This window comes from Polaribacter huanghezhanensis, assembly GCF_030444335.1.
GTDB classification, from domain to species: domain Bacteria; phylum Bacteroidota; class Bacteroidia; order Flavobacteriales; family Flavobacteriaceae; genus Polaribacter; species Polaribacter huanghezhanensis.
In genome coordinates this window covers 1,328,821-1,350,623 of record NZ_CP128595.1, presented here as the reverse complement: position 1 = coordinate 1,350,623, position 21,803 = coordinate 1,328,821, and the positions used below count along the sequence as shown (strand labels likewise).

At 31.5% G+C, this 21,803-nt stretch carries 23 protein-coding genes; 8 read left to right on the top strand and 15 right to left on the bottom strand.

The features are described 5' to 3' along the window. Nucleotides 1–45 precede the first annotated feature (45 nt). On the bottom strand, nt 46–714 hold the full coding sequence (mnmC2, locus tag KCTC32516_RS06420) for a tRNA (5-methylaminomethyl-2-thiouridine)(34)-methyltransferase MnmC2 (protein WP_301399569.1): 669 nt from the start codon (nt 712–714) through the stop codon (nt 46–48). A gap of 7 nt (nt 715–721) precedes the next feature. Beyond that, nucleotides 722–1,228, bottom strand: coding sequence for a DUF4920 domain-containing protein (locus tag KCTC32516_RS06415; RefSeq protein ID WP_301399568.1), 507 nt, complete (start codon nt 1,226–1,228; stop codon nt 722–724). A 120-nt stretch (nt 1,229–1,348) separates the two neighbouring features. On the opposite strand from KCTC32516_RS06415, the gene KCTC32516_RS06410 reads away from it, so the two are divergent. Continuing rightward, complete coding sequence (locus KCTC32516_RS06410; RefSeq protein WP_301399567.1) at nt 1,349–2,404, top strand: branched-chain amino acid aminotransferase; 1,056 nt, start codon at nt 1,349–1,351, stop codon at nt 2,402–2,404. Nucleotides 2,405–2,486: 82 nt separating this feature from the next. Then, nucleotides 2,487–3,440 carry an MBL fold metallo-hydrolase gene (locus KCTC32516_RS06405; protein WP_301399564.1) on the top strand — a complete coding sequence of 318 codons (954 nt, stop codon included), beginning with the start codon at nt 2,487–2,489 and terminating at the stop codon, nt 3,438–3,440. Between the two features lie 273 nt (nt 3,441–3,713). On the opposite strand, the gene KCTC32516_RS06400 is transcribed toward KCTC32516_RS06405, so the two are convergent. Continuing rightward, entirely contained in the window at nt 3,714–4,100 is a 387-nt protein-coding gene (locus KCTC32516_RS06400; RefSeq protein ID WP_301399563.1) for a pyrophosphohydrolase domain-containing protein, read from the bottom strand. A 143-nt stretch (nt 4,101–4,243) separates the two neighbouring features. Further along, on the bottom strand, nt 4,244–4,966 hold the full coding sequence (locus KCTC32516_RS06395) for an SDR family NAD(P)-dependent oxidoreductase (protein ID WP_301399562.1): 723 nt from the start codon (nt 4,964–4,966) through the stop codon (nt 4,244–4,246). Between the two features lie 33 nt (nt 4,967–4,999). On the opposite strand from KCTC32516_RS06395, the gene KCTC32516_RS06390 reads away from it, so the two are divergent. Further along, on the top strand, nt 5,000–5,191 hold the full coding sequence (locus KCTC32516_RS06390) for a hypothetical protein (RefSeq protein WP_301399561.1): 192 nt from the start codon (nt 5,000–5,002) through the stop codon (nt 5,189–5,191). Between the two features lie 58 nt (nt 5,192–5,249). Here the strand turns inward: KCTC32516_RS06390 and KCTC32516_RS06385 are convergent, their stop codons facing one another. The 4 genes from KCTC32516_RS06385 to KCTC32516_RS06370 are packed head-to-tail and all read right to left on the bottom strand — an operon-like array spanning nt 5,250 to nt 8,615. Next, nucleotides 5,250–5,948 carry a TlpA family protein disulfide reductase gene (locus tag KCTC32516_RS06385; RefSeq protein ID WP_301399560.1) on the bottom strand — a complete coding sequence of 233 codons (699 nt, stop codon included), beginning with the start codon at nt 5,946–5,948 and terminating at the stop codon, nt 5,250–5,252. Then, the gene (locus KCTC32516_RS06380) at nt 5,945–6,709 is read right to left on the bottom strand and encodes a hypothetical protein (RefSeq protein ID WP_301399559.1); all 765 of its coding nucleotides are present in this window, start codon (nt 6,707–6,709) and stop codon (nt 5,945–5,947) included. The genes KCTC32516_RS06385 and KCTC32516_RS06380 overlap by 4 nt, the downstream gene beginning before the upstream one ends. Before the next feature lie 5 nt (nt 6,710–6,714). Beyond that, nucleotides 6,715–7,266 carry a DNA-3-methyladenine glycosylase I gene (locus KCTC32516_RS06375; protein ID WP_301399558.1) on the bottom strand — a complete coding sequence of 184 codons (552 nt, stop codon included), beginning with the start codon at nt 7,264–7,266 and terminating at the stop codon, nt 6,715–6,717. Next, nucleotides 7,266–8,615, bottom strand: coding sequence for a M24 family metallopeptidase (locus KCTC32516_RS06370; protein ID WP_301399555.1), 1,350 nt, complete (start codon nt 8,613–8,615; stop codon nt 7,266–7,268). The genes KCTC32516_RS06375 and KCTC32516_RS06370 overlap by 1 nt, the downstream gene beginning before the upstream one ends. A 98-nt stretch (nt 8,616–8,713) precedes the next feature. On the opposite strand from KCTC32516_RS06370, the gene KCTC32516_RS06365 reads away from it, so the two are divergent. Further along, nucleotides 8,714–9,124: a DUF6146 family protein gene (locus KCTC32516_RS06365; RefSeq protein WP_301399553.1), complete on the top strand. Its 411-nt coding sequence runs from the start codon at nt 8,714–8,716 to the stop codon at nt 9,122–9,124. Here KCTC32516_RS06365 and KCTC32516_RS06360 read toward each other — a convergent pair. The 7 genes from KCTC32516_RS06360 to KCTC32516_RS06330 all read right to left on the bottom strand — a co-directional run bounded on the left by KCTC32516_RS06360 (nt 9,121) and on the right by KCTC32516_RS06330 (nt 14,796). After that, a complete protein-coding gene (locus KCTC32516_RS06360; protein ID WP_301399552.1) occupies nt 9,121–9,624 on the bottom strand; it encodes a dihydrofolate reductase in 504 nt (167 codons plus the stop codon). The two genes, KCTC32516_RS06365 and KCTC32516_RS06360, sit on opposite strands and share 4 nt — an antisense overlap. Nucleotides 9,625–9,626: 2 nt before the next feature. Further along, a complete protein-coding gene (locus KCTC32516_RS06355; protein WP_301399551.1) occupies nt 9,627–10,451 on the bottom strand; it encodes a thymidylate synthase in 825 nt (274 codons plus the stop codon). A 29-nt stretch (nt 10,452–10,480) separates the two neighbouring features. Beyond that, the gene (locus KCTC32516_RS06350) at nt 10,481–10,840 is read right to left on the bottom strand and encodes a four helix bundle protein (protein WP_301399550.1); all 360 of its coding nucleotides are present in this window, start codon (nt 10,838–10,840) and stop codon (nt 10,481–10,483) included. Between the two features lie 39 nt (nt 10,841–10,879). Next, nucleotides 10,880–12,277 carry a NupC/NupG family nucleoside CNT transporter gene (locus tag KCTC32516_RS06345; RefSeq protein WP_301399549.1) on the bottom strand — a complete coding sequence of 466 codons (1,398 nt, stop codon included), beginning with the start codon at nt 12,275–12,277 and terminating at the stop codon, nt 10,880–10,882. Nucleotides 12,278–12,293: 16 nt separating this feature from the next. Continuing rightward, entirely contained in the window at nt 12,294–12,902 is a 609-nt protein-coding gene (locus tag KCTC32516_RS06340) for a bifunctional nuclease family protein (protein WP_301399548.1), read from the bottom strand. 161 nt (nt 12,903–13,063) lie between these two features. Further along, on the bottom strand, nt 13,064–14,026 hold the full coding sequence (locus KCTC32516_RS06335; RefSeq protein ID WP_301399547.1) for an electron transfer flavoprotein subunit alpha/FixB family protein: 963 nt from the start codon (nt 14,024–14,026) through the stop codon (nt 13,064–13,066). Between the two features lie 23 nt (nt 14,027–14,049). Further along, nucleotides 14,050–14,796: an electron transfer flavoprotein subunit beta/FixA family protein gene (locus KCTC32516_RS06330; RefSeq protein ID WP_301399546.1), complete on the bottom strand. Its 747-nt coding sequence runs from the start codon at nt 14,794–14,796 to the stop codon at nt 14,050–14,052. A 210-nt stretch (nt 14,797–15,006) separates the two neighbouring features. Between KCTC32516_RS06330 and KCTC32516_RS06325 the strand changes: the two genes are divergently transcribed. From KCTC32516_RS06325 to KCTC32516_RS06310, 4 genes are all read left to right on the top strand, one after another. Continuing rightward, on the top strand, nt 15,007–15,984 hold the full coding sequence (locus tag KCTC32516_RS06325; RefSeq protein WP_301399545.1) for a pyruvate dehydrogenase complex E1 component subunit beta: 978 nt from the start codon (nt 15,007–15,009) through the stop codon (nt 15,982–15,984). A gap of 63 nt (nt 15,985–16,047) precedes the next feature. Further along, a complete protein-coding gene (locus tag KCTC32516_RS06320) occupies nt 16,048–18,549 on the top strand; it encodes a DUF5686 family protein (protein WP_301399544.1) in 2,502 nt (833 codons plus the stop codon). Between the two features lie 86 nt (nt 18,550–18,635). Continuing rightward, entirely contained in the window at nt 18,636–19,163 is a 528-nt protein-coding gene (locus KCTC32516_RS06315; RefSeq protein ID WP_301399543.1) for an inorganic diphosphatase, read from the top strand. A gap of 118 nt (nt 19,164–19,281) precedes the next feature. Beyond that, nucleotides 19,282–21,768, top strand: a complete 2,487-nt coding sequence (locus KCTC32516_RS06310) for a sodium-translocating pyrophosphatase (RefSeq protein ID WP_301399542.1) — start codon at nt 19,282–19,284, stop codon at nt 21,766–21,768. The last annotated feature ends 35 nt before the right edge of the window (nt 21,769–21,803 follow it).

Genomic DNA, 21,803 nt, shown 5'->3' with positions numbered 1-21,803 from the left:
GAAATATTTAGCTACGCTGAATACTTCGTTCCTTGAAATATTTAGCTACGCTGAATACTTCGTTCCTCTCAGCATTTCTCTTTTTCCTGGCGGACCATCAAGGCGTTCAACAGTAAAACCAACTTCTTGCATGGCTCTGCGAACGCTTCCTTTGGCGGAATAAGTTACTAAAATTCCGTTTACCCTTAATGCTTTAAACATTTTTTTAAAAATAGCAACGGTCCATAATTCTGGTTGATGTTCTGCTCCAAAAGCATCAAAATAGATGAGTTCAAACTGATTTTCATCAACAATATCTTTAAAAAACTGCTTTCTTTTTGTCAACCAAAAATTAGAATGAATCTGATGTTTTTCTTCCCAATGACAATTGTGAATTTCATCAAAAACCAATTGTTGCTGTTTTGCTTTTAATTCTGAAACATAATTCAATTTAGAAACTTCTTCCTTTGTTACAGGAAATGCTTCTACTCCAACATAATTAATTAATTTTTCTTTCTTTTGAGCTTCTAAAAAAGTGATAAAACAATTTAAACCTGTTCCAAAACCTATTTCCAAAAGCGAAATTTCTGATGCAGAAATCGCCTCCAATCCTTTAGAAATAAATACGTGTTTTGCTTCTTGAATTGCGCCGTGAGTGGAATGGTAATTTTCATTCCAATCTGGTAAATGGATGGTTGAAGAACCATCTGCAGTAATCACAATTTCTCTTTTCAAACTGTGTTTATTTTTTCATTAAAACTCCGTCTGCTTCAAAGGTAAACTCTACTTTAGGCATTGTAATTCTCGCAATTTCTTCTTTCGTTTTACCAGCATCTTCAGCAAAATGTTTTAAATCTGCAACAGAAGTTTCTTGCACAAATGCTTTACCATTTACAATTACTTCTCTGTCTTTAGCATCCAACGGCATAAAGAATCCGTAGTCTTTAAAACGAACCATTGTTTGTGTTCCGTCTGTTAAATCTAATTTCATCCAACAACCTTTTTTAGAACAAACTTCATCAATCTTTGAAGCAAATTTTACATTGATGGTATCGCCAACTTTTAGCGATTTAAACCTGTCTAACATTGCTTTCGAATCGATTGCTCCTTCGTCGAAAATTAATGCCCCAAAAGAATCAAAACTTGTTGTTGCTTCAGCTGTTTTTGTGTCTTTTTTCTCTGTTGAATTTTCTTTACAAGCGGTAAAAACCAATAAGAAAACAACACACACTTTTAATAGATTTTTCATCCTCTATAATTTTAACACATTTACTACAAATGTAAGGATTTAAACAATAATATTCGCCATTATCTGAGTTTAGAACGTGATAAATTACCTACCTTTGCGGCATTAAATTTCTGATTTAAAATGAATTCAACTATAAAAATTAATCCTATTCAAAATTCTAGAATAGCTTCTGTAGACTTTAACAATTTACCTTTTGGGACGGTTTTTTCTGACCACATGTTTGTCTGTGATTATAAAGACGGGAAATGGCAAAACCCATCTATTCAACCATACGCAGCTATTTCTTTAGATCCATCAGCAAAGATTTTTCATTACGGACAATCTATTTTTGAAGGAATGAAAGCCTACAAAGACGCCAATGAAAACACCTTATTGTTTAGACCTTTAGACAACTGCAAACGTTTAAATAAATCGGCAGAAAGAATGGTCATTCCGCAAGTTCCTGAAAAACTTTTTATGGACGGTTTAAAAAAATTATTAGAAATTGATAACGCTTGGATTCCAACTAACGAAGGAAGTTCTTTATACATAAGACCTTTTATTTTTGCTACAGGAAATGGTTTTCACGCTTCACCATCAACTGAATATAAATTTATTATTGCAACGGCTCCTTCTGGTGCTTATTTTGCTGGAAAAGTAAAAGTTTTAATTGAAGAAAAATATGCAAGAGCTGCAAATGGTGGCGTTGGTTTTGCAAAAGCTGGCGGTAATTATGCCGCACAATTTTATCCAACTCAATTAGCCATAGAAAAAGGATATAATCAAGTTATTTGGACTGATGATACAAGTCATGAATATATTGAAGAAGCTGGCGCGATGAATATTTTTGTACGGATAAATGATACGTTAATTACAAGTCCGACTTCTGATAGAATTTTAGACGGAATTACACGTAAAAGTGTTTTGCAAATCGCAAAAGACAACGGAATAAACGTTGAAGTACGTAAAATAACCGTTAAAGAAGTTGTGAATGCTGCAAAAAGTGGCGAATTAAAAGAATTATTTGGAGCTGGAACTGCTGCGGTAATTTCACCAATTGCTGGTTTTGGCTATAAAGAAGAAGATTTTGAGTTGCCAGAATTAGAAAATAGTTTCGCTGCTCAATTAAAAAAGAAAATTACAGACATCCAAACCAATAAAACTGAAGATCCTTATGGATGGAGAGTTCAATTATAGTTTTTGCTTTATACAATAGCAAAAAGCATCAATCTAAGATTGGTGCTTTTTTTGTAACTTTAATTTTTAAATTTTTCTTAAAATGAAATTAAAAATAGTAGCATTGTTTTTTATCATATTTGCAATGGGTTGTAAAGTAGAAAACAAATCAACAGAGGTTATTAAACCAAAAAAACTACAACAATACATTACTGTTTTAGGAATTGCTCAAGATGGCGGCTACCCACATATTGGTTGCCAAAAAGAATGTTGCGCCAATTATTATAACGGAACAAATAAAAGAAAAAGTGTGGTGTCTTTAGGTTTGGTAGATCAACAGAACAAACAAAAATGGTTGTTTGAAGCAACTCCAGACATGCACACACAATTGGCAGATTTAGAACAACATCATTTAAAAACAGCAACAATTATTGATGGCGTTTTCTTAACTCATGCACATATTGGGCACTATACAGGTTTGATGTATTTTGGCAGAGAAGCGTTGGGTAAAAAAGGAACAAAGGTGTATGCAATGCCAAAAATGAAATCATTTTTAGAGAAAAATGGCCCGTGGAGTCAATTGGTTTCTTTACAAAATATTGCATTGCAAAAATTACAAAACGATTCTACAATCGTGTTAAATAACAACTTAAAAGTGACGCCATTTTTAGTTCCTCACAGAGATGAGTTTTCTGAAACTGTTGGTTATAAAATTGAAGGGAAAAACAAAACAGCGTTGTTTATTCCAGATATTGATAAATGGCACAAATGGAAGAAAAGTATAATTGAAGAAGTAAAAAAAGTAGATTACGCATTTTTAGATGCATCTTTTTTAAAAGATGGAGAGTTAAACCGACCAATGTCTGAGATTCCTCATCCATTTATTTCAGAAACGGTTGCTTTGTTTAAAAATGAGTCTTTAGCAACAAAAAACAAAGTAATTTTTATTCATTTTAATCATACAAATCCTACGCTACAAGAAAATAGCAAAGAACGAAAAGAAATCGAAAAACTAGGTTTTAGGTTTGCTTCAGAAGGCAACAATTACGAACTGTAATCTGGTTATTTAATCCCTAATATTCTGTTAAAGGCTTTTACCTCGCAATAGTGAAATTTAAGTAATTTTTCTTTTATTGTTTTCAATCTTTCCTTTCTATTTGTTTTCATAAATACATGGTTTTAAGTTTTATACAACTATAAGTACTCTAAAGCACTAGAATGTTACAAAATAATGAAGTTTTTTTCTAAATTTAATTTTTGATAACTTTGCTAACTACTGATATAAATCATTAAAACGTTCGATATCATATAAGTTAGCGAAACGTAAAAATCAATTCTCTAAAATCTCTTTAATATTTGGTTTAAAATAATTGGGTCCTTTCAATACTTTTCCGTCTTCACGATAAATTGGGTTTCCGTCTTTACCTAATTTACTCATGTTACTACGTTGAATCTCGTTAAAGACTTCTTCAATTTTATCTTGCATTCCGTGTTCTATAATTGTTCCACATAAAATGTACAGCATATCGCCAAGTGCATCGGCAACCTCAATTAAATCGTTATTTTGTGCCGCTTCTAAATATTCTTCATTTTCTTCTTTCATTAAATTGAAACGCAATAGGTTTCTATCTTCTCCAATATGAGCAATTGGCTCTTGGTTCATATTTAATTTAAAAGCGGTGTGAAATTTGGTTACTGCTGCGATTTTGTTTTTCATGGGTTTTGATTGTATGTTTATTTTTTCTTCTTGATTTATTTTTTTGCTAATTATCATTTTCAAATGAAGTGCTGAGGAGAAACCTTTTAGTTAAACTCATGAGATTTCTCGTCACTCCTTTCGTCGTTCTTTCGAAATGACAATTATAATAGTTTTTTTAGCAGCCAAGCTGGAGCTATTTTTAATACAAAAGCAACGATTGCCCAACGTTTAGAAATGTATGCCACTCTTTTTTTCTTTTTAATTGCTAAATAAATTTGAGTTGCCGCTTTATCTAAAGGAACCATCCAAAAAATATCATCGCCTAAAGCCATTGGTGTATCTACAAATCCTGGACGAATATCTGTAATAAATACTTTCTTAGATTTTATCGATTTTGTTTTGATATACAAACTTTCTAAAAATGCTTTTTGATATGCTTTGGATGAAAAATAATCTGGCGCTGCTCTATTTCCTCTGATCGATGCAATAGAAGAAATACCAACCAAATGTCCAAATTGCTGTTGTTTAAATAGCTTGTATGCTAAAGCATATAATTTTGTAACACCTAAAACATTTGTGTTAATTGTTTGTGCTAACAAGTTCCATTCTAATCTCGGATTTACAAATCCAACTCCAGAAGATTGCACAATTAAATCGATGGTTTTAAATTCTGCTACAATTTCATTGAAAACTTTTTCAACCTCTTCTAGTTGCTGAATATCGTTTTGTTTGACTAAAATTTGATCTGGATATTTATTTTTTAATGCTTCCAACAATTCTAACCTTCTACCAGTAATTGCAACTTTATAGTTGTTTTTAACTAATATTTCTGTTAGAGATTTTCCGATACCAGAAGTTGCTCCAAAAACAATTGCTGTCTTCATTTAATTTGTATTTTTGCATAAAAATACGATTTTATGTTTACCAATGGTCAATTAATTTTTGCTGGAATTTTTGTTTTAGCTTTTCTTTTTCTAATGATTTGGAGTTATAGAAAAGACATTATCAACCATAAAAAATACTACAAAAACACTGCGTTAAAAGTTGGTTTTTGGATGCTAATTGCCATCTTAATATTTAGTGCAATTCGGATTTATAGTAAAAGCTAGTTGAATTCTCTTGCAAACATCTAAGCTCAGAATCTTATATTTTTTTAATTATTTGAAATTATTTTTTAATTAAATCTTTTAAAACAATTTCACCTGAGTAAGAAAAATAATCAATAAGATTCCCTTTTCCATCAATTACAATAGTAGTTGGGTATCTAGTGATAAAGTATCTTTCATTAAAATTCTGCCCATTTGCCACTAATTTAAAATTTGATTTTTTAAGGTTAAATCCTTTTTTAATTTCAGAAGCATTTGAAATAAATATGATCAAAGCTTCAACTTTTTCGTTTTTATTTTTAAGTTCATTAATTTGATTATCTAATTCTAAAATTTCTCTCTTTTTAAATCTAAAACTATTAGCTTCCATTTCGAATCGTATAATTACAATCTTTTTTTTAAGTTTATCTAATACTATCCTTCTATTTTCTATAGTTTTTAAGTTAAAGTTTGGGAACTTCTCTCCGGGTTTTATTCGATTACTTACATCTCTTGTTATTAATTTTTTCGTTGTTTTTACATAAAGATACCTCTCAATATTACCATACTTATCTATAACACGTTCTAGAATATAATTTTTATCTGATTTTCTTAATTTTAAAAACTTTCTTGGAGAAATTTTTTCACCTGTTTTTTTATCAAATATTTTATTTAAGTCTAACTTTTCTACAGTTGTAGTTGAAAAATTGCTTGATGCTTTTTTTTCTTGAGCATATAATCCAATTGAAACTAACATTAATAATAACAATACTTTTTTCATAATTTATTTATTTTTCTAATATTCTTTACTCTGCTCCAAGCAATTTTGTTTCGTTGTGTATATAACACAAAGCAGCCTATATCTAGCAAAAAGTAAAACAAACTAATTCCACTTGGTGCATTATGACTTGGTAAAAAGCCAAAAATACCAAAAGCTGTATCTGGCCATTTCCATGCACCATAAACTGTACCGCCAATTTCTAAAACTGCTACAACTATATACATCGTTAAAAAAAACATTCTGCCTTTTGGTCTTTTCATCAACAACACAAAGACACCTAATGTCATAATAAAACCAAAAACATCATTAAAAAAACACAAGTATCCTAAAGCAAATAATGAAATGATTATATACAAAAAACGCTCTAAAGCTTTATGATTTTTTTTAACTATTGATGCTTTAGAAAAAACATACACTCTAGCAAATACCGCTGCGTGACCAAAAGGAATATACAATGGAACATTACCCAATCTATACCTATACATTCCTAAAAAAACCGAAAAGAAATATTCACCAATAAAACCAAGTATAACCGCATAAATCATCAATTCTTTTGTTCTTTTTGTTGATCTTGAATACAATAACCAGAATCCAATCAACATAATAATATTTATCAAAATTTGATTGTATTCAAGTTTTTCTGAAAAATGAACACCGTCTATATACAAACCGGCAACTCCCAAAAAGAAAAGGCCTATTTTTCTATTAAATAAATTAATGATTTTCTTTAAATCTGGTCTTGAAATAGAAATTATACTCATCTTTTTTAATAACAAAAACAGTCTGTTGAATGATCATTAACCATTCCGGTTGCCTGCATAAAAGCATAAATAATTGTTGAGCCAACAAATTTAAATCCGCGTTTTTTCAACTCTTTAGAAATTGTATCTGAAAGTTCTGTTGTTGCTGGTACTTCTTCTCTTGTTTTAAAAGAGTTTTTGATTGGTTTTCCATCAACATAATTCCAAATAAATTTTGAAAACGAACCAAATTCCTTCTGAATCTCCATAAATAATTGTGCATTTGTAATGGCAGATTTTACTTTTAGTTTATTTCTAATAATCCCTGAATTTACAATTAACTCATCAAATTTATCCTGCTTGTAATTTGCAATTTTTTGATAATCGAAATGATCAAAAGCTTTTCTAAAGTTTTCTCGTTTTTTCAGAATTGTTATCCAACTTAAACCCGCTTGAAAAGTTTCTAATAACAAAAACTCAAACAACGTTGCGTCATCATACACTGGCTTTCCCCATTCTTTATCATGATATTCAATATATAGCGGGTCATTATTTACCCAAAAACATCTTTTCTGCATTAATAGTTAATTTTTATTGGTTTAATTGCTTCTTGTCTTTCATTTACAAACTCATGTTTTCCATCTCCAAAAAAACCAGCTTCTTCTAGCATAATTCTAATGTCTTTTTGCCATTCTTTTATAGCAACAGTAACATTTAGTTCAATTGCGTACACCGTATTTTTATGTAACAGATAATCTCCATTAAAAGGCACTCCGCCTTGAGAATCCCACATTCCAATCGTAGTTCCGGCACTATGACCAAAAAGCCCCAAAGGATGAGAATATATTGAAGGTTGTAATCCTTCTTTTTTTGCTTGATTTAAAGAAGCTACTAGAATTTCATTTCCGGTTTTTCCTACTTGCATATTGTTTGTTAAAATATCTTGCAAACGATTTCCTTTTGCAAAAGCATCAACTAAAAATGCTGGAACTTCTGTTTCATCTTTCCCTAATACATAGGCATGCTGCTGGCAATCGGTATTTAAGCCAAGATAACTTATTCCAAAATCGCAATGCAATAAATCACCAGGCAAAATTACCTGATTATTTTTGGCTTTTGAAAACGAATAAATATGAGGTTTTAAAGGTTCTTTACTTCGTTGAATATCTATTGTTGGATGAAACCAAGTGCTTAATCCCAGATCTGTCACTTTTTGACGCATCCACCAAACAACGTCATTCGTAGTTGTTTCTCCTGGTTTTATCACATTATTAGTAAATGCTTCATCAATAATATCGTGCGTAATTTTCACTAAGTTTCTAAACAACTCCATTTCTTTTGGAGTTCTAGTTTCTATCCAACCAATTGCTAATTTTTCTGCAGAAACAATTTTCTTTTGATTGGCTTTTGATAAATTCTCTACAAATTCATCATGATCCGTTTTTACCAATCCATCAGCCAATGCAAAATATTTAGAAATATTTACACCTATTTTAGTTGGATTCCGTTCTTCAATAATCCTATTTAATGCTTTCCATTGATTTGGTTCTTTCTCTTTATTCCATGCCGATTTGATGTTTTTTCCAACATCATATCTTGCAACGGCCAATTTTTCGATGGTGTTTTTCTCTTTGTTTCGGTAAAATACCAAAATGGTTCTTCTTCTTGCATTTAACCAAGTTGATGGCAACATGGTTTTTATCACAGGATCTTCGTTGTATTCTCTAGAAATTACAACCCACATATCAATATCGGTTTCGTCCATCAACTTAGGAAGTAGGTTGTTAAAACGATCTTCAATAATTTCGTCTTGTACTACTGCTCTCTCTTTTTCGTTTAAAATCTTGTAGGGTGCTTTTTTAATCTCTGGTTGATTACAAGAAAATAAGACTGCTGCTATAAATAGGTAGAAAATAATTTTACGCATATTAAATTAAATTTGATGCTGAAAATTAATGTTAAAACCTGAATAAATCAATGCTTTTTCAATTATTTTTTAGACCTTCACTAAATAATTTACTGATTATGAAACAGCTAAAATTTTATACATTCCTTATCCCTTTTATTTTATTGATTGTTAGTTGTGGTTCATATCAAACAAAAAATAATACGACGATAAAAGAGCAACCTGTTGTAATTGCTAATGAAGCATTACAATACGAAATTATTATTATAGACCCAGGATTTACTACTTTTTTAAATACCCAAGCCAGATCAAAGGAATATTATTCTGAATCGTATTTAAAAAATAAAAATAGACTTTATGTAAATGTTTGGAATAATAGGGTTAGATATCCTCAACGATTTAACTCTAATATTTATGAAAACGCAATCGATTATCAAGCGAATATTGATTATGGTTTAGATGTAAATTATAAATTGTACTGGTACTTTAAATTTGCAGAACAGAAGTACAAAATGAAACTTTCTTATTAGTTATCCTTTCTTTTTTGATAACTGATAAAACTATAATCATATTTATTTTTTTCATCAGAAGAAAAATCTTCTCGAGCAATCTCATACCAAATTTTAGAGTCAATTTCAGGAAAAAAAACATCGGCATCAAAAGACTGATGCACTTGAGTGATATCTAATTGATCTACTAAATTAGAAGCCATTGCTTGTTTGTAAATTTGTGCTCCGCCAATAATAAAAATTTGTGCATCTTCTTTGGCAACTTCAATTGCTTTTTCAATGCTATCAACAACAATACAACCTTCTGCTTGGTAGTTTTTATTTCTGGTGATAATAACTGTTGTTCTATTTGGCAAGGGTTTTCCAATAGATTCAAACGTGTTTCTGCCCATTAAAATATGATGCCCAGAAGTTACCTTTTTAAAGCGTTTTAAATCGACTGGTAAATGCCAAATTAAATCATTGTCTTTTCCTAAAGCATTGTTATTTGCTATTGCTGCTATAATTGTAATTGTACTCATAATTAAACAGCAACTTTTCCTTTAATATGTGGATGTGGATTGTAATCTACCAATTCAAAATCTTCAAATTTAAAATCAAAAATGGAAGTAATTTCTGGATTGATTTTCATTTTTGGCAACGCTCTTACTTCTCTAGACAATTGCAATTCTAATTGTTCTACATGATTATTGTAAATATGTGCATCGCCAAAAGTATGGATAAATTCTCCTGCTTGATACCCACAAACTTGCGCTATCATCATAGTAAATAAAGCATAACTTGCAATATTAAACGGAACGCCTAAAAAAATATCTGCGCTACGCTGATACAATTGACAAGATAATTTTCCGTCTGCTACATAAAACTGAAAGAACGCATGACATGGCGGCAAAGCTGCTTTTCCGTTGGCAACATTTTCTGAAAATGATTTAAAAGTATCTGGCAAAACCGATGGATTCCATGCAGAAACCAACATTCTTCTAGAATTAGGATTGTTTTTTAACGTTGTAATTACTTCTTGTAATTGATCAATATCATCGCTATTCCAATTACGCCATTGATGTCCGTAAACTGGACCTAAGTCTCCTTTTTCATCCGCCCAAGAATTCCAGATTTTCACACCATTCTCTTGTAAATATTTAATATTTGTATCTCCATTTATAAACCATAACAATTCATAAATTATCGATTTTAAATGTAGTTTTTTAGTGGTTACCATCGGAAAACCTTCACTTAAATCAAAACGCATTTGATGTCCAAAAACACTTTTAGTTCCTGTACCTGTTCTGTCTCCTTTTGCGTTTCCGTTTTCTAAAACGTGCTTCACTAAATCTAAATATTGTTTCATATTTTAGGTAAATGGTTTTGGGTAAGTGGTTAAAGTTTAGATTGATTGTATTTTATTAAAGATGAAATTCGTCTTTGTAAAATTTGAATTTTATCAATAGTCAAATTTAATTCTTTCTCTTCAATAAAATTTAAATCTGAACATAAAATTAAATGTGATTCTAACTCATAGGCAGATCCTAAACTAAATTGTAAAAATCGAATAAAATCTTTTTGAGAATCCTTTGTGCTTCCTTCTGCAATATTTGCAGGTACAGAAATTACGCATCTATTAATTTGAGAAATTAATCCAAATTTTTCTGAAGAAGGCAATTTTGATGTGATGACATAAACTTCTTTAACTAAAAACCTAGCATCATTCCAAACATCAAGTTTCCTAAAGTTTCTCATACTTTCACCTTTCTACTTTTAGCTTTTGCCTAAAACCTTTTACCCTATAATCATTCCCGCAATTGCAGCAGACATTAAAGATGCAATTGTTCCTCCAATTAGGGCTTTCATCCCAAATTCTGACAATGTTTTTCTTTGACCAGGCGCTAAAGAACCAATTCCACCAATTTGAATTCCGATAGACGCAAAATTAGCAAAACCACACAACATGTACGTTGCCATAATCACTGATTTATTATAATTTAAATGAACTGCACTTGCCACATTTTTTAATTCAGCCAATTGTATATATCCAACAAATTCACTTGCTACTAATTTAATTCCTAGTAATTGCCCCATCATTGCCATATCATCTGTTGCTACCCCAATTAACCACATTAGCGGTGCAAAAATATATCCTAACATAAATTCCAAGGACAAACTTTGGTAAGAAGTGTTTCCTGCAATCCAATCGTTTATAGAAGTAATATCTCCAACCCAACCTAGAATTCCGTTCATCATTGCAATAAATGCAACAAAAACCAACAACATTGCACCAACATTAACTGCCAGTTTTAATCCTTCTGTTGTTCCATTTGCTATTGAATCTAAAATATTTGAGCCTATTTTTTCACTAGAAACACGCACATCTGTATTTATTTCTTCTACTTGTGGATACAATATTTTAGAAATTACGATTGCTCCTGGAGCTGCCATCACAGAAGCTGCTAATAAATGTTTTGCGAATTGCAATCTTAACACAGGATCGTCTCCACCTAAAAATCCAATATACGCAGCCAAAACTGCGCCCGCTACAGTTGCCATTCCTCCAATCATCACCAACAACATTTCTGACTTATTCATTTTTTCTAAATACGCTTTAATCAATAATGGTGCTTCAGTTTGACCAAGAAAAATATTACCCGCAACAGATAAACTTTCTGCTCCAGATATTTTTAACACTTTTGCTAATGACCAAGCCAATACTTTTACAATTTTCTGAATCCATCCCAAATAAAATAAAACCGATGTTAATGCTGAGAAAAAGATGATTGTTGGCAATACCTGAAAGGCAAAAATGTATCCAAATTTGTCCATATCTACCACCAAACCTTCAAACAAAAACTTACTTCCTGCTCTTGTAAAATCTAAAACACTTACAAATAAGCCACCAATCCATTCAAATATTTTTTGAACAAAAGTTACTTTTAAGACTCCAACTGCAATTAATAATTGTGCAGACAAACCAATTCCTACAGTTTTCCATTCAATTTTTTTCTTATTGCTAGAGAACAAATAGGCGATTACCAATAAAGAAATCATTCCTAAAACACCTCGCCATAAGTTGCTTAAAGAAAACCCTTGACTTGGTATTATTTCTGTGGCTATTTCAGTTGACGTTTGAGAAAACATTGAAACTGAAACAAAACAAAAAAGGATAATTAATAATTTTTTCATAATAGGTTGGTTTTTTTTAAGAGCGTTTACTTATTTCATCTCTAATTTTTGCCGCCAGCTCGTAGTTTTCATTTGCTACAGCAGCATCTAATTCTTTATATAACTCTTTTAATGATTTTTGTTTTGGGGCTTCTTCAGAAGTTTCTGAAATAATATCTGCCATTAAATCGTCCGTGTCTAATTCTGGAGCATCCAAAGATAATTCTTCTTCTACTTTTAAATAAATTCCTGCTTTATCTAAAATAGTTTCATAGGTGTAAATTGGTGCATTAAATCGAACTGCAATTGCTATTGCATCAGAAGTTCTTGCGTCTATAATTTCTTCTACGCCATTTTTTTCTGAAATTAAACTAGAAAAGAAAACGCCATCAACCAATTTATGGATAATTACTTGCTTGATATTGATAAAATACCTGTCTGCAAAAGTTTTAAATAAATCATGGGTTAATGGTCTTGGCGGTCTAATTTCTTTTTCTAAAGCAATGGCAATAGATTGTGCTTCAAAAGCGCCAATAATAATCGGCAAAGTTCTATCTCCGTCTATCTCACTCAATACCAAAGCATAAGCTCCAGTTTGTGTTTGACTATAAGAAATTCCTTTAATTGTTAGTTTTATCAAACTCATTTAATTTCAATCATCATAAAAAGAAAAAAGGCTGTCTAAATTGGCAAAACCTAATTTTAGACAGCCCTTTTATGGGCACAATTTACTAAAAATATTGAGTTGACTTCTAATTTATTTTAAAAGATAAAAATCCAACTCACTTTTTATTAAATAGTAGTTATTTATGATTGCTTAAAAACTTTTAATTTTTCAATTAATGTTGGTACAACTTCAAAAGCATCTCCAACAATTCCGTAATCTGCAGCCTTAAAAAATGGTGCTTCTGGATCTATATTAATTACTACTTTTACTTTTGATGCATTAATTCCTGCTAAATGCTGAATGGCACCTGAAATTCCGATTGCAATATATAAATTAGAAGCAACTGGTTTTCCGGTTTGACCAACATGTTCTCCGTGTGGTCTCCAACCTAAATCAGAAACGGGTTTAGAACACGCGGTTGCAGCACCTAAAACTTCTGCTAATTCTTCAATCATTCCCCAGTTTTCTGGACCTTTTAATCCACGCCCAGCTGAAACAACAATATCTGCATCTGCAATAGTTACTTTTCCTGTTGCTTTGTCTAAGCTTACAGATTTTACGCCTAAATCAGCATCGGAAATCTGAGCATCAAAGCTTTCTGTGGTTCCGCTTACTGCATTTTCGTGAACTCCATAAGAGTTCTTTGCCAAGCCAATAACTTTTGCATCTGTTGCAATTGTTGTATTAGAAAATGCTTTGTTAGAAAATGCTTTTCTTTTTACTATAAAAGGATCTGTAGAACTTGGTAACGCAACAACATTTGAGGCATATCCTGCATTTAAATGTACTGCTACAATTGGCGCTACATACAATCCGTTTACGCTAGAATCTATAATTACAACGTTCGCTTTTTCTTTTGAAGCAACTTGCTCTAATACAGAAGCAAATGCTTTTGCATTAAAAGTCGCTAATTGGTCATTAGAAACAGAAACTACTTTTTCTGCTCCATATTTATATAATTCTGATGCATCTGCAACATTAATGGTTACAGCTACAACATTTGAACCTAATTGTTCTGCTACTTTTTTACCGTAAGAAACGACTTCAAAAGCAGATTTTTTAAATTTTCCTTCCGATGAATCGGCGAATACTAAAACTGACATATTTTTTGTTTGTTTAAGCGTTATTAAATTACTTTAGCTTCATTGTGCAATAAATTGATTAGCTCATCAATATTATCTGCATCCACTAATTTAACAGCTCCTCTTGCTGCTGGTTTTTCAAATGATGTTGAAGATGTTTGCGCTGCAACATCAACTGCTTCAACAACTGATAATGGTTTTTTACGCGCCATCATAATCCCTCTCATATTCGGGATACGTAAATCTTTTTCTTCAACCAAACCATTTTGCCCTGCAACCACTAAAGGTAAACTTGTTGATAATTTTTCACTACCTCCTTCAATTTCTCTTACAGCTGTAACCGTAGTATTTTCAATTTCTAAACTAATACAACCATTTACAAAATTAAAATTTAAGATTGATGCCAACATTCCTGGAACCATTCCACCGTTATAATCGATCGATTCTCTACCCGCTAAAACCAAATCATAGCTTCCGTTTTTTACAACTTCTGCGATTTGTTTTGCTACGAAGAATCCATCAGTAGCATCTGCATTTACTCTTATTGCATCATCGGCCCCGATAGCTAAAGCTTTACGTAGCGTTGGCTCTGTAGTCGCGTTTCCAACATTAACAACTGTAACAGTTGCTCCTTGCTTTTCTTTAAACCACATGGCACGAGTTAAACTAAATTCGTCATATGGGTTTATTACAAATTGCACTCCGTTTGTATCAAACTTCGTGTCATTATCTGTAAAGTTAATTTTGGATGTGGTATCAGGTACATGGCTGATACAAACTAATATTTTCATCTAATTCTATTTTTGAAAATTATTTCATTATTTATCGCTACGAATTTATGACATTTTTTTCAATTTATTATGCGCGCATAGTATTTTTTTTAACAAAACTGTGGATAAAAACGAAAATAAATAAAAAAACTGCTATTTAATCTTACAATAGTACGTTATACTATTAATTTTTATATTTTTGCTACACTTAATTTAAGAAGAAATTAAAGAATGAAAGTAGTTCAATTTAGAGAAGCGATTTGCGAAGCAATGAGCGAAGAAATGCGCAGAGATGAAAGCATTTATTTAATGGGTGAAGAAGTTGCAGAATATAATGGAGCTTACAAGGCTAGTAAAGGAATGTTAGATGAGTTCGGTGCAAAGAGAGTTATTGATACTCCAATTGCTGAACTTGGTTTTGCTGGAATTGCTATTGGATCTGCAATGAATGGAAACAGACCTATTGTAGAATACATGACGTTTAACTTTTCTTTAGTTGGAATTGATCAAATTATAAACAACGCAGCAAAAATTAGGCAAATGTCTGGTGGGCAATTTAATTGTCCAATTGTTTTTCGTGGACCAACTGGTTCTGCTGGTCAGTTAGGAGCTACACACTCACAAGCATTTGAAAATTGGTTTGCAAATACACCTGGTTTAAAAGTAATCGTTCCTTCAAATCCTTATGATGCAAAGGGTTTATTAAAAGCTGCAATTAGAGATAATGATCCTGTAATTTTTATGGAATCTGAACAGATGTATGGTGATAAAATGGAGATTCCTGAAGGAGAATATGTATTGCCAATTGGAGTTGCAGAAATAAAAAGAGAAGGAACAGACGTAACTATTGTTTCTTTCGGAAAAATTATTAAAGAAGCATATAAAGCTGCTGAAGAGTTAGCTAAAGAAAATATTTCTGTAGAAATTATCGATTTAAGAACGGTTCGCCCAATGGATCACGATGCAATTATTAAATCTGTAAAGAAAACAAATAGATTAGTTGTTTTAGAAGAAGCTTGGCCGTTTGCTAGTGTTGCTTCTGAGATAACATATAGAATTCAAGATGAAGCATTTGATTATTTAGATGCCCCAATAAAAAGAATCACAACTGCAGATACTCCTGCACCGTATTCTCCTGTATTATTAGAGGCTTGGTTACCAAATTCTAATGATGTTATTAAAGCAGTTAAAGAAGTTTTGTATATTTAAAAAAAATTAAAACACTTTTAAAATCCTTTTTATCAAATTACATTAAAAAGGATTTTTTTTGCCATGAAAATACTTGTCCCTATTTTATTCTTACTTACCTGCTTTGTTAGCAATGCACAGCTAAAAATTTCTGGACAAATAGTCAATGTTAATAATGAACCATTACCGTATATAAATGTCTATTTTAAGAACACAACAAATGGTACTGTTACAGGTTTTGATGGCAGCTTTCAGTTAACATCTTCAAAAAAACGCGGGAGAATAGAAATCTCTTGTGTTGGTTACGAAACTCTTTCTTTAAAATTTAGTACTAAGAAAACATCTTTTAAAATTATTTTAAAGGAAGCCAGCAATGTTCTTGATGAAATTGTTATTGTTTCTAAACCAAAAAAACGCCTTAAAAAGAAAGAAAATCCGGCATACCGAATTTTAAAAGAAGTTTGGAGTCGTAAAAAGAAAAACGGATTAAAGCTTGTAAAATCGTATCAATATAGAAAACTACAAACTACCGAAGTTGGTTTAAATAATTTAGATTCCCTTTTTTTAAAAACTATTTTTAAAAAAGAATATAAAGAAGTCTTAAAAGAATTACCCCCAAATGATGATGGCATCAATTATTACATTCCGCTTTTTTTAAGTGAAACTGTAAAAAATATTTACGGAAACAACATTCTTAATATTGAACGAGAAGATATTGAAGCTGAAAAAAATGATGGTGTTAACAAAGACGGATTTGTTTTTGAAAGAATGTCTAACACATTTAATGATATTGACATTCATAAAAACAATATTGAAATTTTAAAAAAATCATTTGTAAGTCCTATTTCTACAACTGGTTTTGAAACCTACGATTATGTTTTACATGATAGTATTATCGTCAACAATAAAAAAACATATGCCATTTATTTTTTTCCAAGAAGGGATGGAGATTTAGCTTTCGAAGGATTTTTATGGGTTGCGGATAAAAACTTTTCTATCACAAAAATAAAAATGAAAATCAATAAAGACATCAATCTTAATTTTGTTAGAAGATTGTCTTTTGAAAAAGAATTTATCATAAAAAATGATAGCATTTATCTTTCAAAAAAAGATGTGTATACAGGTGATTTCACACTAACAGACAAAAGCGACGACAACAAAGGCTTAACTATAAAGAAAACAAGCTCTTACTCTAACTATATTTTTGATCAGGAATTATCTGATAATTTTTACTCAGAAAAAATTATTCGCTACAAGCCAAAACAGTTTCATCAAAATAAAATTTATTGGGATAGTGTAAGTAAATCTACCGAGAAAAAAAACACCTATAAACTTATTCATTCTGTAAAAAATCAAAAGAAAATAAAGCAAATAAGTAGCGTTTTAAACACATTCTCAACTGGATATTTTTCACTTGGTTCAAACTTGCAATTTGGTCAGTATTGGAATACAATTGTAAAAAACAGTGTAGAAGGATTGAAAATAAAATTAGGCTATAGAACTTTTAAAACTACCGATGATCGTTTTAGAGTAAGCGGGTTTGTTGGCTACGGAACAAAAGACAAAAGATATAAATTTGGTACAGAAATAAAATATTTGGTCAGCTACAAACCAAGAATTGGCGTCGGAATTTCTTACTTAAAAGATATCGAACAATTAGGCGGAAAATTGTTAACCACCAACGGATTAAATGCAAATGTTTTTGACCCAAATGCCTTGTTTTCTAGAGGAGATAATTATTTTTTATCAGACGTAAATAGAACTGCTATAAAGTTTGATATTGAGCTCAAAAAAAATCTTCATTTCGGAATCTCGGCAGCACATAATGTTATAAAAAGTGCTTCTCCAACTTATTTTTCTGTAGATTATTTAGATGATAAAAACAATATTCAATCTGAAGTTACAGATGTTAGTACAGACATTTATATTGCGTATACTCCTGGACGATTTGAATACGGTTTTGGTATAGAACAAAAAATGGGGAGAAACCTTTTCCCTTCATTGGTTGTCAATTATCACAGAGGTTATAAAGGATTTTTAAATGGTGATTTTAATTATGATAAAATTCAGTTTAAATACAGTCAACCGATATTATTAGGAAAAATAGGATTGATGATTGCAACTGTTGATGGTGGAAAAACCTTCGGAAAAGTGCCAATTACACTATTAAGTCCGATTCCTGCAAACCAAACATATTGGTTGACAAAAAATACCTTTTCGTTAATGAACTATTACGATTTTGTAACAGATACTTATATCTCTGGACATTTTGAACAGCATTTTAACGGATTTATTTTAAATAGAATTCCGTTAATAAAACACTTAAAACTCCGTAGTTTAATTACTTTTAAAACAGTTTACGGAACCATTTCTGATGAAAATATCGCCATCAACAAATCGAATATCACTTACGCTGCACCAACAGATAAACTATATTACGAATATGGTTTTGGATTAGAAAACATAGGCTATAAAGACATCCGTCCGTTAAGAGTAGATTTTATTTGGAGAGGAAAACACACAAGCGTAAACGGATTGCCTTCTCCAAAATTTGCAGTTCGCATCGGCATAAAAGTAGGATTTTAACAAAAAAATAAGCATTATTTTATAGTTAAAAACCCTTAAAATATCACTACTTTTGTCGTCCGAAAAAAACATAGAAATACCTAGACATGAGCGCAAAAGAAAGAAAAACATTTGATGTATTAATAGAAATACCTAAAGGAAGTAGAAACAAATACGAATACGATTTTGAATTACACAAAATTCGTTTTGATAGAATGTTGTTTTCTTCAATGATGTATCCTGCAGATTATGGGTTTATTCCTGAGACTCTTGCTTTAGATGGCGATCCTTTAGATGTATTAGTTTTAGGCTCAGAACCAACGTTTCCAATGTGTGTTATGGAAGTAAAACCAATTGGAGTTTTTCATATGGCGGATGAAAAAGGACCGGATGAAAAAATTATTTGTGTGCCCGTTTCTGATCCAATTTGGAATGAATTGAGCGATTTGTCTGACATGAATCCACATCAAGTAAAAGAAATCACACATTTTTTTCAAGTTTATAAAGATTTAGAAAAGAAAAAAGTTGATGTCGGCGGTTGGGGAGATGCTTCAGAAGCTTATAATATTGTTGATAAATGCATCGACAGATATGAAAAGAGCGAACATAAAAAAAATGGAAATTTTACTATTTAAAGTACGCCTTTTTACCATAATATTAAAAAGCCTTACAATCTATTTGTAAGGCTTTTTCTTTCTATTTGATTTTGTTATCTTTACGCCCGTTAAAAACTAATCAAAAACAATATAAAATATGGAATCAATGATGATTTACATGCCAATAGCATTGGCTGCATTAGGATTAATTTACATGTTAATCAAAAAATCTTGGGTACTTAAACAAGATGCAGGTGATGGAAAAATGAAAGAAATTTCTGACCACATCTATGAAGGAGCTCTCGCTTTTTTAAATGCTGAATATAGATTATTAGCAATATTTGTAGTAATTGTAAGTATCTTATTAACTATAGTATCATTAGTAGTTCCAACTACACACTGGCTAATTGTAGTTGCATTTATTTTTGGAGCAATCTTTTCTGCCTATGCAGGAAATATTGGAATGAAAATAGCAACCAAAACAAATGTTAGAACAACACAAGCTGCAAGAACTAGTTTACCAAATGCATTGAAAATCTCTTTTGGAGGTGGAACTGTAATGGGATTAGGAGTAGCTGGTTTAGCGGTTTTAGGGTTAACAGGATTTTTTATCATCTTCTATAACTATTTTATGGGCGGAGCAAATGGAACTTTTTCTGTGGATAGCATGACAGTCGTATTAGAAACCTTAGCTGGGTTTTCTTTAGGAGCTGAATCTATTGCATTGTTTGCTAGAGTTGGTGGAGGAATTTATACAAAAGCTGCCGATGTAGGTGCTGATTTAGTTGGTAAAGTTGAAGCTGGAATTCCAGAAGATGATCCACGTAACCCTGCAACGATTGCAGATAATGTTGGAGACAATGTTGGAGATGTTGCTGGTATGGGAGCAGATTTATTTGGATCGTATGTTGCAACTGTTTTAGCAGCAATGGTTTTAGGAAATTATGTAATTAAAGACATGGGCGGAAATATTCAAGATGCTTTTGGCGGAATTGGACCAATCTTATTGCCAATGGCAATTGCAGGTGTAGGAATTATTATTTCTATTATTGGTACAATGATGGTAAAAATTAAAAGTAACGACGCAAAAGAATCACAAGTGATGCGTGCGTTGAATATTGGTAACTGGACATCTATTGCTTTAGTTGCTGTTTCTTGTTTTGTGTTGGTAACTTGGATGTTACCAGAAACGATGAACATGAACTTCTTCGGAGAGGGCTTGCAAGAAATCTCTTCTATGCGTGTGTTTTATGCAACACTAATAGGTTTAATTGTTGGAGGAGCAATTTCTTCTGTTACTGAATATTACACAGGATTAGGGAAACCTCCAATCTTAAAAATTGTACAACAATCTTCTACTGGAGCAGGAACAAATATCATTGCTGGTTTAGCTACCGGAATGATTTCTACATTCCCTTCAGTTTTATTATTTGCTGGTGCAATTTGGGCATCGTATGCTTTTGCAGGATTTTACGGAGTTGCTTTAGCTGCTTCTGCAATGATGGCAACAACTGCTATGCAATTAGCAATTGATGCTTTCGGACCTATTTCTGATAACGCTGGTGGAATCGCTGAAATGAGTGAACAAGAACCAATCGTTAGAGAGCGTACAGATATTTTAGATTCAGTTGGTAACACAACTGCTGCAACCGGAAAAGGTTTCGCTATCGCTTCTGCTGCTTTAACGTCATTAGCTTTATTTGCTGCCTATGTAACATTTACTGGAATAGACGGAATTAATATCTTTAAAGCACCTGTTTTAGCCATGTTATTTGTTGGTGGAATGGTTCCTGTAGTATTTTCTGCTTTGGCAATGAATGCGGTTGGAAAAGCTGCTATGGAAATGGTAAACGAAGTTAGACGTCAGTTTAGAGATATTCCTGGAATTATGGAAGGAACTGGAAAACCAGAATACGATAAATGTGTAGCTATTTCTACTGAAGCTTCTTTAAAAGAAATGATGTTACCAGGTTTATTAACAATCGGATTTCCATTAATTATTGCTTTTGTTCCAATGATCTTCGGAATGGATAATTTAGCTATCGCAGAAATGTTAGGTGGTTATATGGCCGGAGTTACTGTAAGTGGTGTACTTTGGGCAATTTTTCAAAACAATGCAGGTGGAGCTTGGGATAATGCAAAAAAATCTTTTGAAGCTGGTGTAATGATTAACGGAGAAATGACTCACAAAGGTTCTGCTGCTCATGAAGCTGCAATAACTGGAGATACCGTTGGTGATCCTTTTAAAGATACGTCTGGACCATCTATGAATATTTTAATTAAACTAACTTGTTTAATTGGATTGGTAATTGCACCAATTTTAGGAGGTCATACTTCGGAAGACAAAAATACTGAAAATGTAAATGTTAGTTTTTCAATTGATAAAGATGGAGAAGCTCATGAAATGCACATGTCTAAAGAAATAAAGGTTGAAATGGAAAAAGGTGAAGATAACATTGTTATTGCAACCGTTACTACAACATCAATTGTTGATGGTAAAAAAGTGGAAACTAAAAAAGAATTTAAAGGAACTGAAGCTGAAGTAAAAGCTCAAATTGATGCATTACATAAAATGAATGGAGAGCATTCAAAAATGAAAAAAATCATCAAGGAAGAAATTCATGAAGAAAAACATGATAATTAATTCTTCAATTCAATTCATAAAAAAAGCATCTCAAT

Excerpts from the sequence above, each read along its gene's own strand:
- KCTC32516_RS06415 (WP_301399568.1), bottom strand. The coding sequence starts at position 1,228 with ATGAAAAATCTATTAAAAGTGTGTGTTGTTTTCTTATTGGTTTTTACC.
- KCTC32516_RS06410 (WP_301399567.1), top strand. The coding sequence starts at position 1,349 with ATGAATTCAACTATAAAAATTAATCCTATTCAAAATTCTAGAATAGCT.
- KCTC32516_RS06405 (WP_301399564.1), top strand. The coding sequence starts at position 2,487 with ATGAAATTAAAAATAGTAGCATTGTTTTTTATCATATTTGCAATGGGT.
- KCTC32516_RS06400 (WP_301399563.1), bottom strand. The coding sequence starts at position 4,100 with ATGAAAAACAAAATCGCAGCAGTAACCAAATTTCACACCGCTTTTAAA.
- KCTC32516_RS06395 (WP_301399562.1), bottom strand. The coding sequence starts at position 4,966 with ATGAAGACAGCAATTGTTTTTGGAGCAACTTCTGGTATCGGAAAATCT.
- KCTC32516_RS06390 (WP_301399561.1), top strand. The coding sequence starts at position 5,000 with ATGTTTACCAATGGTCAATTAATTTTTGCTGGAATTTTTGTTTTAGCT.
- KCTC32516_RS06385 (WP_301399560.1), bottom strand. The coding sequence starts at position 5,948 with ATGAAAAAAGTATTGTTATTATTAATGTTAGTTTCAATTGGATTATAT.
- KCTC32516_RS06380 (WP_301399559.1), bottom strand. The coding sequence starts at position 6,709 with ATGAGTATAATTTCTATTTCAAGACCAGATTTAAAGAAAATCATTAAT.
- KCTC32516_RS06375 (WP_301399558.1), bottom strand. The coding sequence starts at position 7,266 with ATGCAGAAAAGATGTTTTTGGGTAAATAATGACCCGCTATATATTGAA.
- KCTC32516_RS06370 (WP_301399555.1), bottom strand. The coding sequence starts at position 8,615 with ATGCGTAAAATTATTTTCTACCTATTTATAGCAGCAGTCTTATTTTCT.
- KCTC32516_RS06365 (WP_301399553.1), top strand. The coding sequence starts at position 8,714 with ATGAAACAGCTAAAATTTTATACATTCCTTATCCCTTTTATTTTATTG.
- KCTC32516_RS06360 (WP_301399552.1), bottom strand. The coding sequence starts at position 9,624 with ATGAGTACAATTACAATTATAGCAGCAATAGCAAATAACAATGCTTTA.
- KCTC32516_RS06355 (WP_301399551.1), bottom strand. The coding sequence starts at position 10,451 with ATGAAACAATATTTAGATTTAGTGAAGCACGTTTTAGAAAACGGAAAC.
- KCTC32516_RS06350 (WP_301399550.1), bottom strand. The coding sequence starts at position 10,840 with ATGAGAAACTTTAGGAAACTTGATGTTTGGAATGATGCTAGGTTTTTA.
- KCTC32516_RS06345 (WP_301399549.1), bottom strand. The coding sequence starts at position 12,277 with ATGAAAAAATTATTAATTATCCTTTTTTGTTTTGTTTCAGTTTCAATG.
- KCTC32516_RS06340 (WP_301399548.1), bottom strand. The coding sequence starts at position 12,902 with ATGAGTTTGATAAAACTAACAATTAAAGGAATTTCTTATAGTCAAACA.
- KCTC32516_RS06335 (WP_301399547.1), bottom strand. The coding sequence starts at position 14,026 with ATGTCAGTTTTAGTATTCGCCGATTCATCGGAAGGAAAATTTAAAAAA.
- KCTC32516_RS06330 (WP_301399546.1), bottom strand. The coding sequence starts at position 14,796 with ATGAAAATATTAGTTTGTATCAGCCATGTACCTGATACCACATCCAAA.
- KCTC32516_RS06325 (WP_301399545.1), top strand. The coding sequence starts at position 15,007 with ATGAAAGTAGTTCAATTTAGAGAAGCGATTTGCGAAGCAATGAGCGAA.
- KCTC32516_RS06320 (WP_301399544.1), top strand. The coding sequence starts at position 16,048 with ATGAAAATACTTGTCCCTATTTTATTCTTACTTACCTGCTTTGTTAGC.
- KCTC32516_RS06315 (WP_301399543.1), top strand. The coding sequence starts at position 18,636 with ATGAGCGCAAAAGAAAGAAAAACATTTGATGTATTAATAGAAATACCT.
- KCTC32516_RS06310 (WP_301399542.1), top strand. The coding sequence starts at position 19,282 with ATGGAATCAATGATGATTTACATGCCAATAGCATTGGCTGCATTAGGA.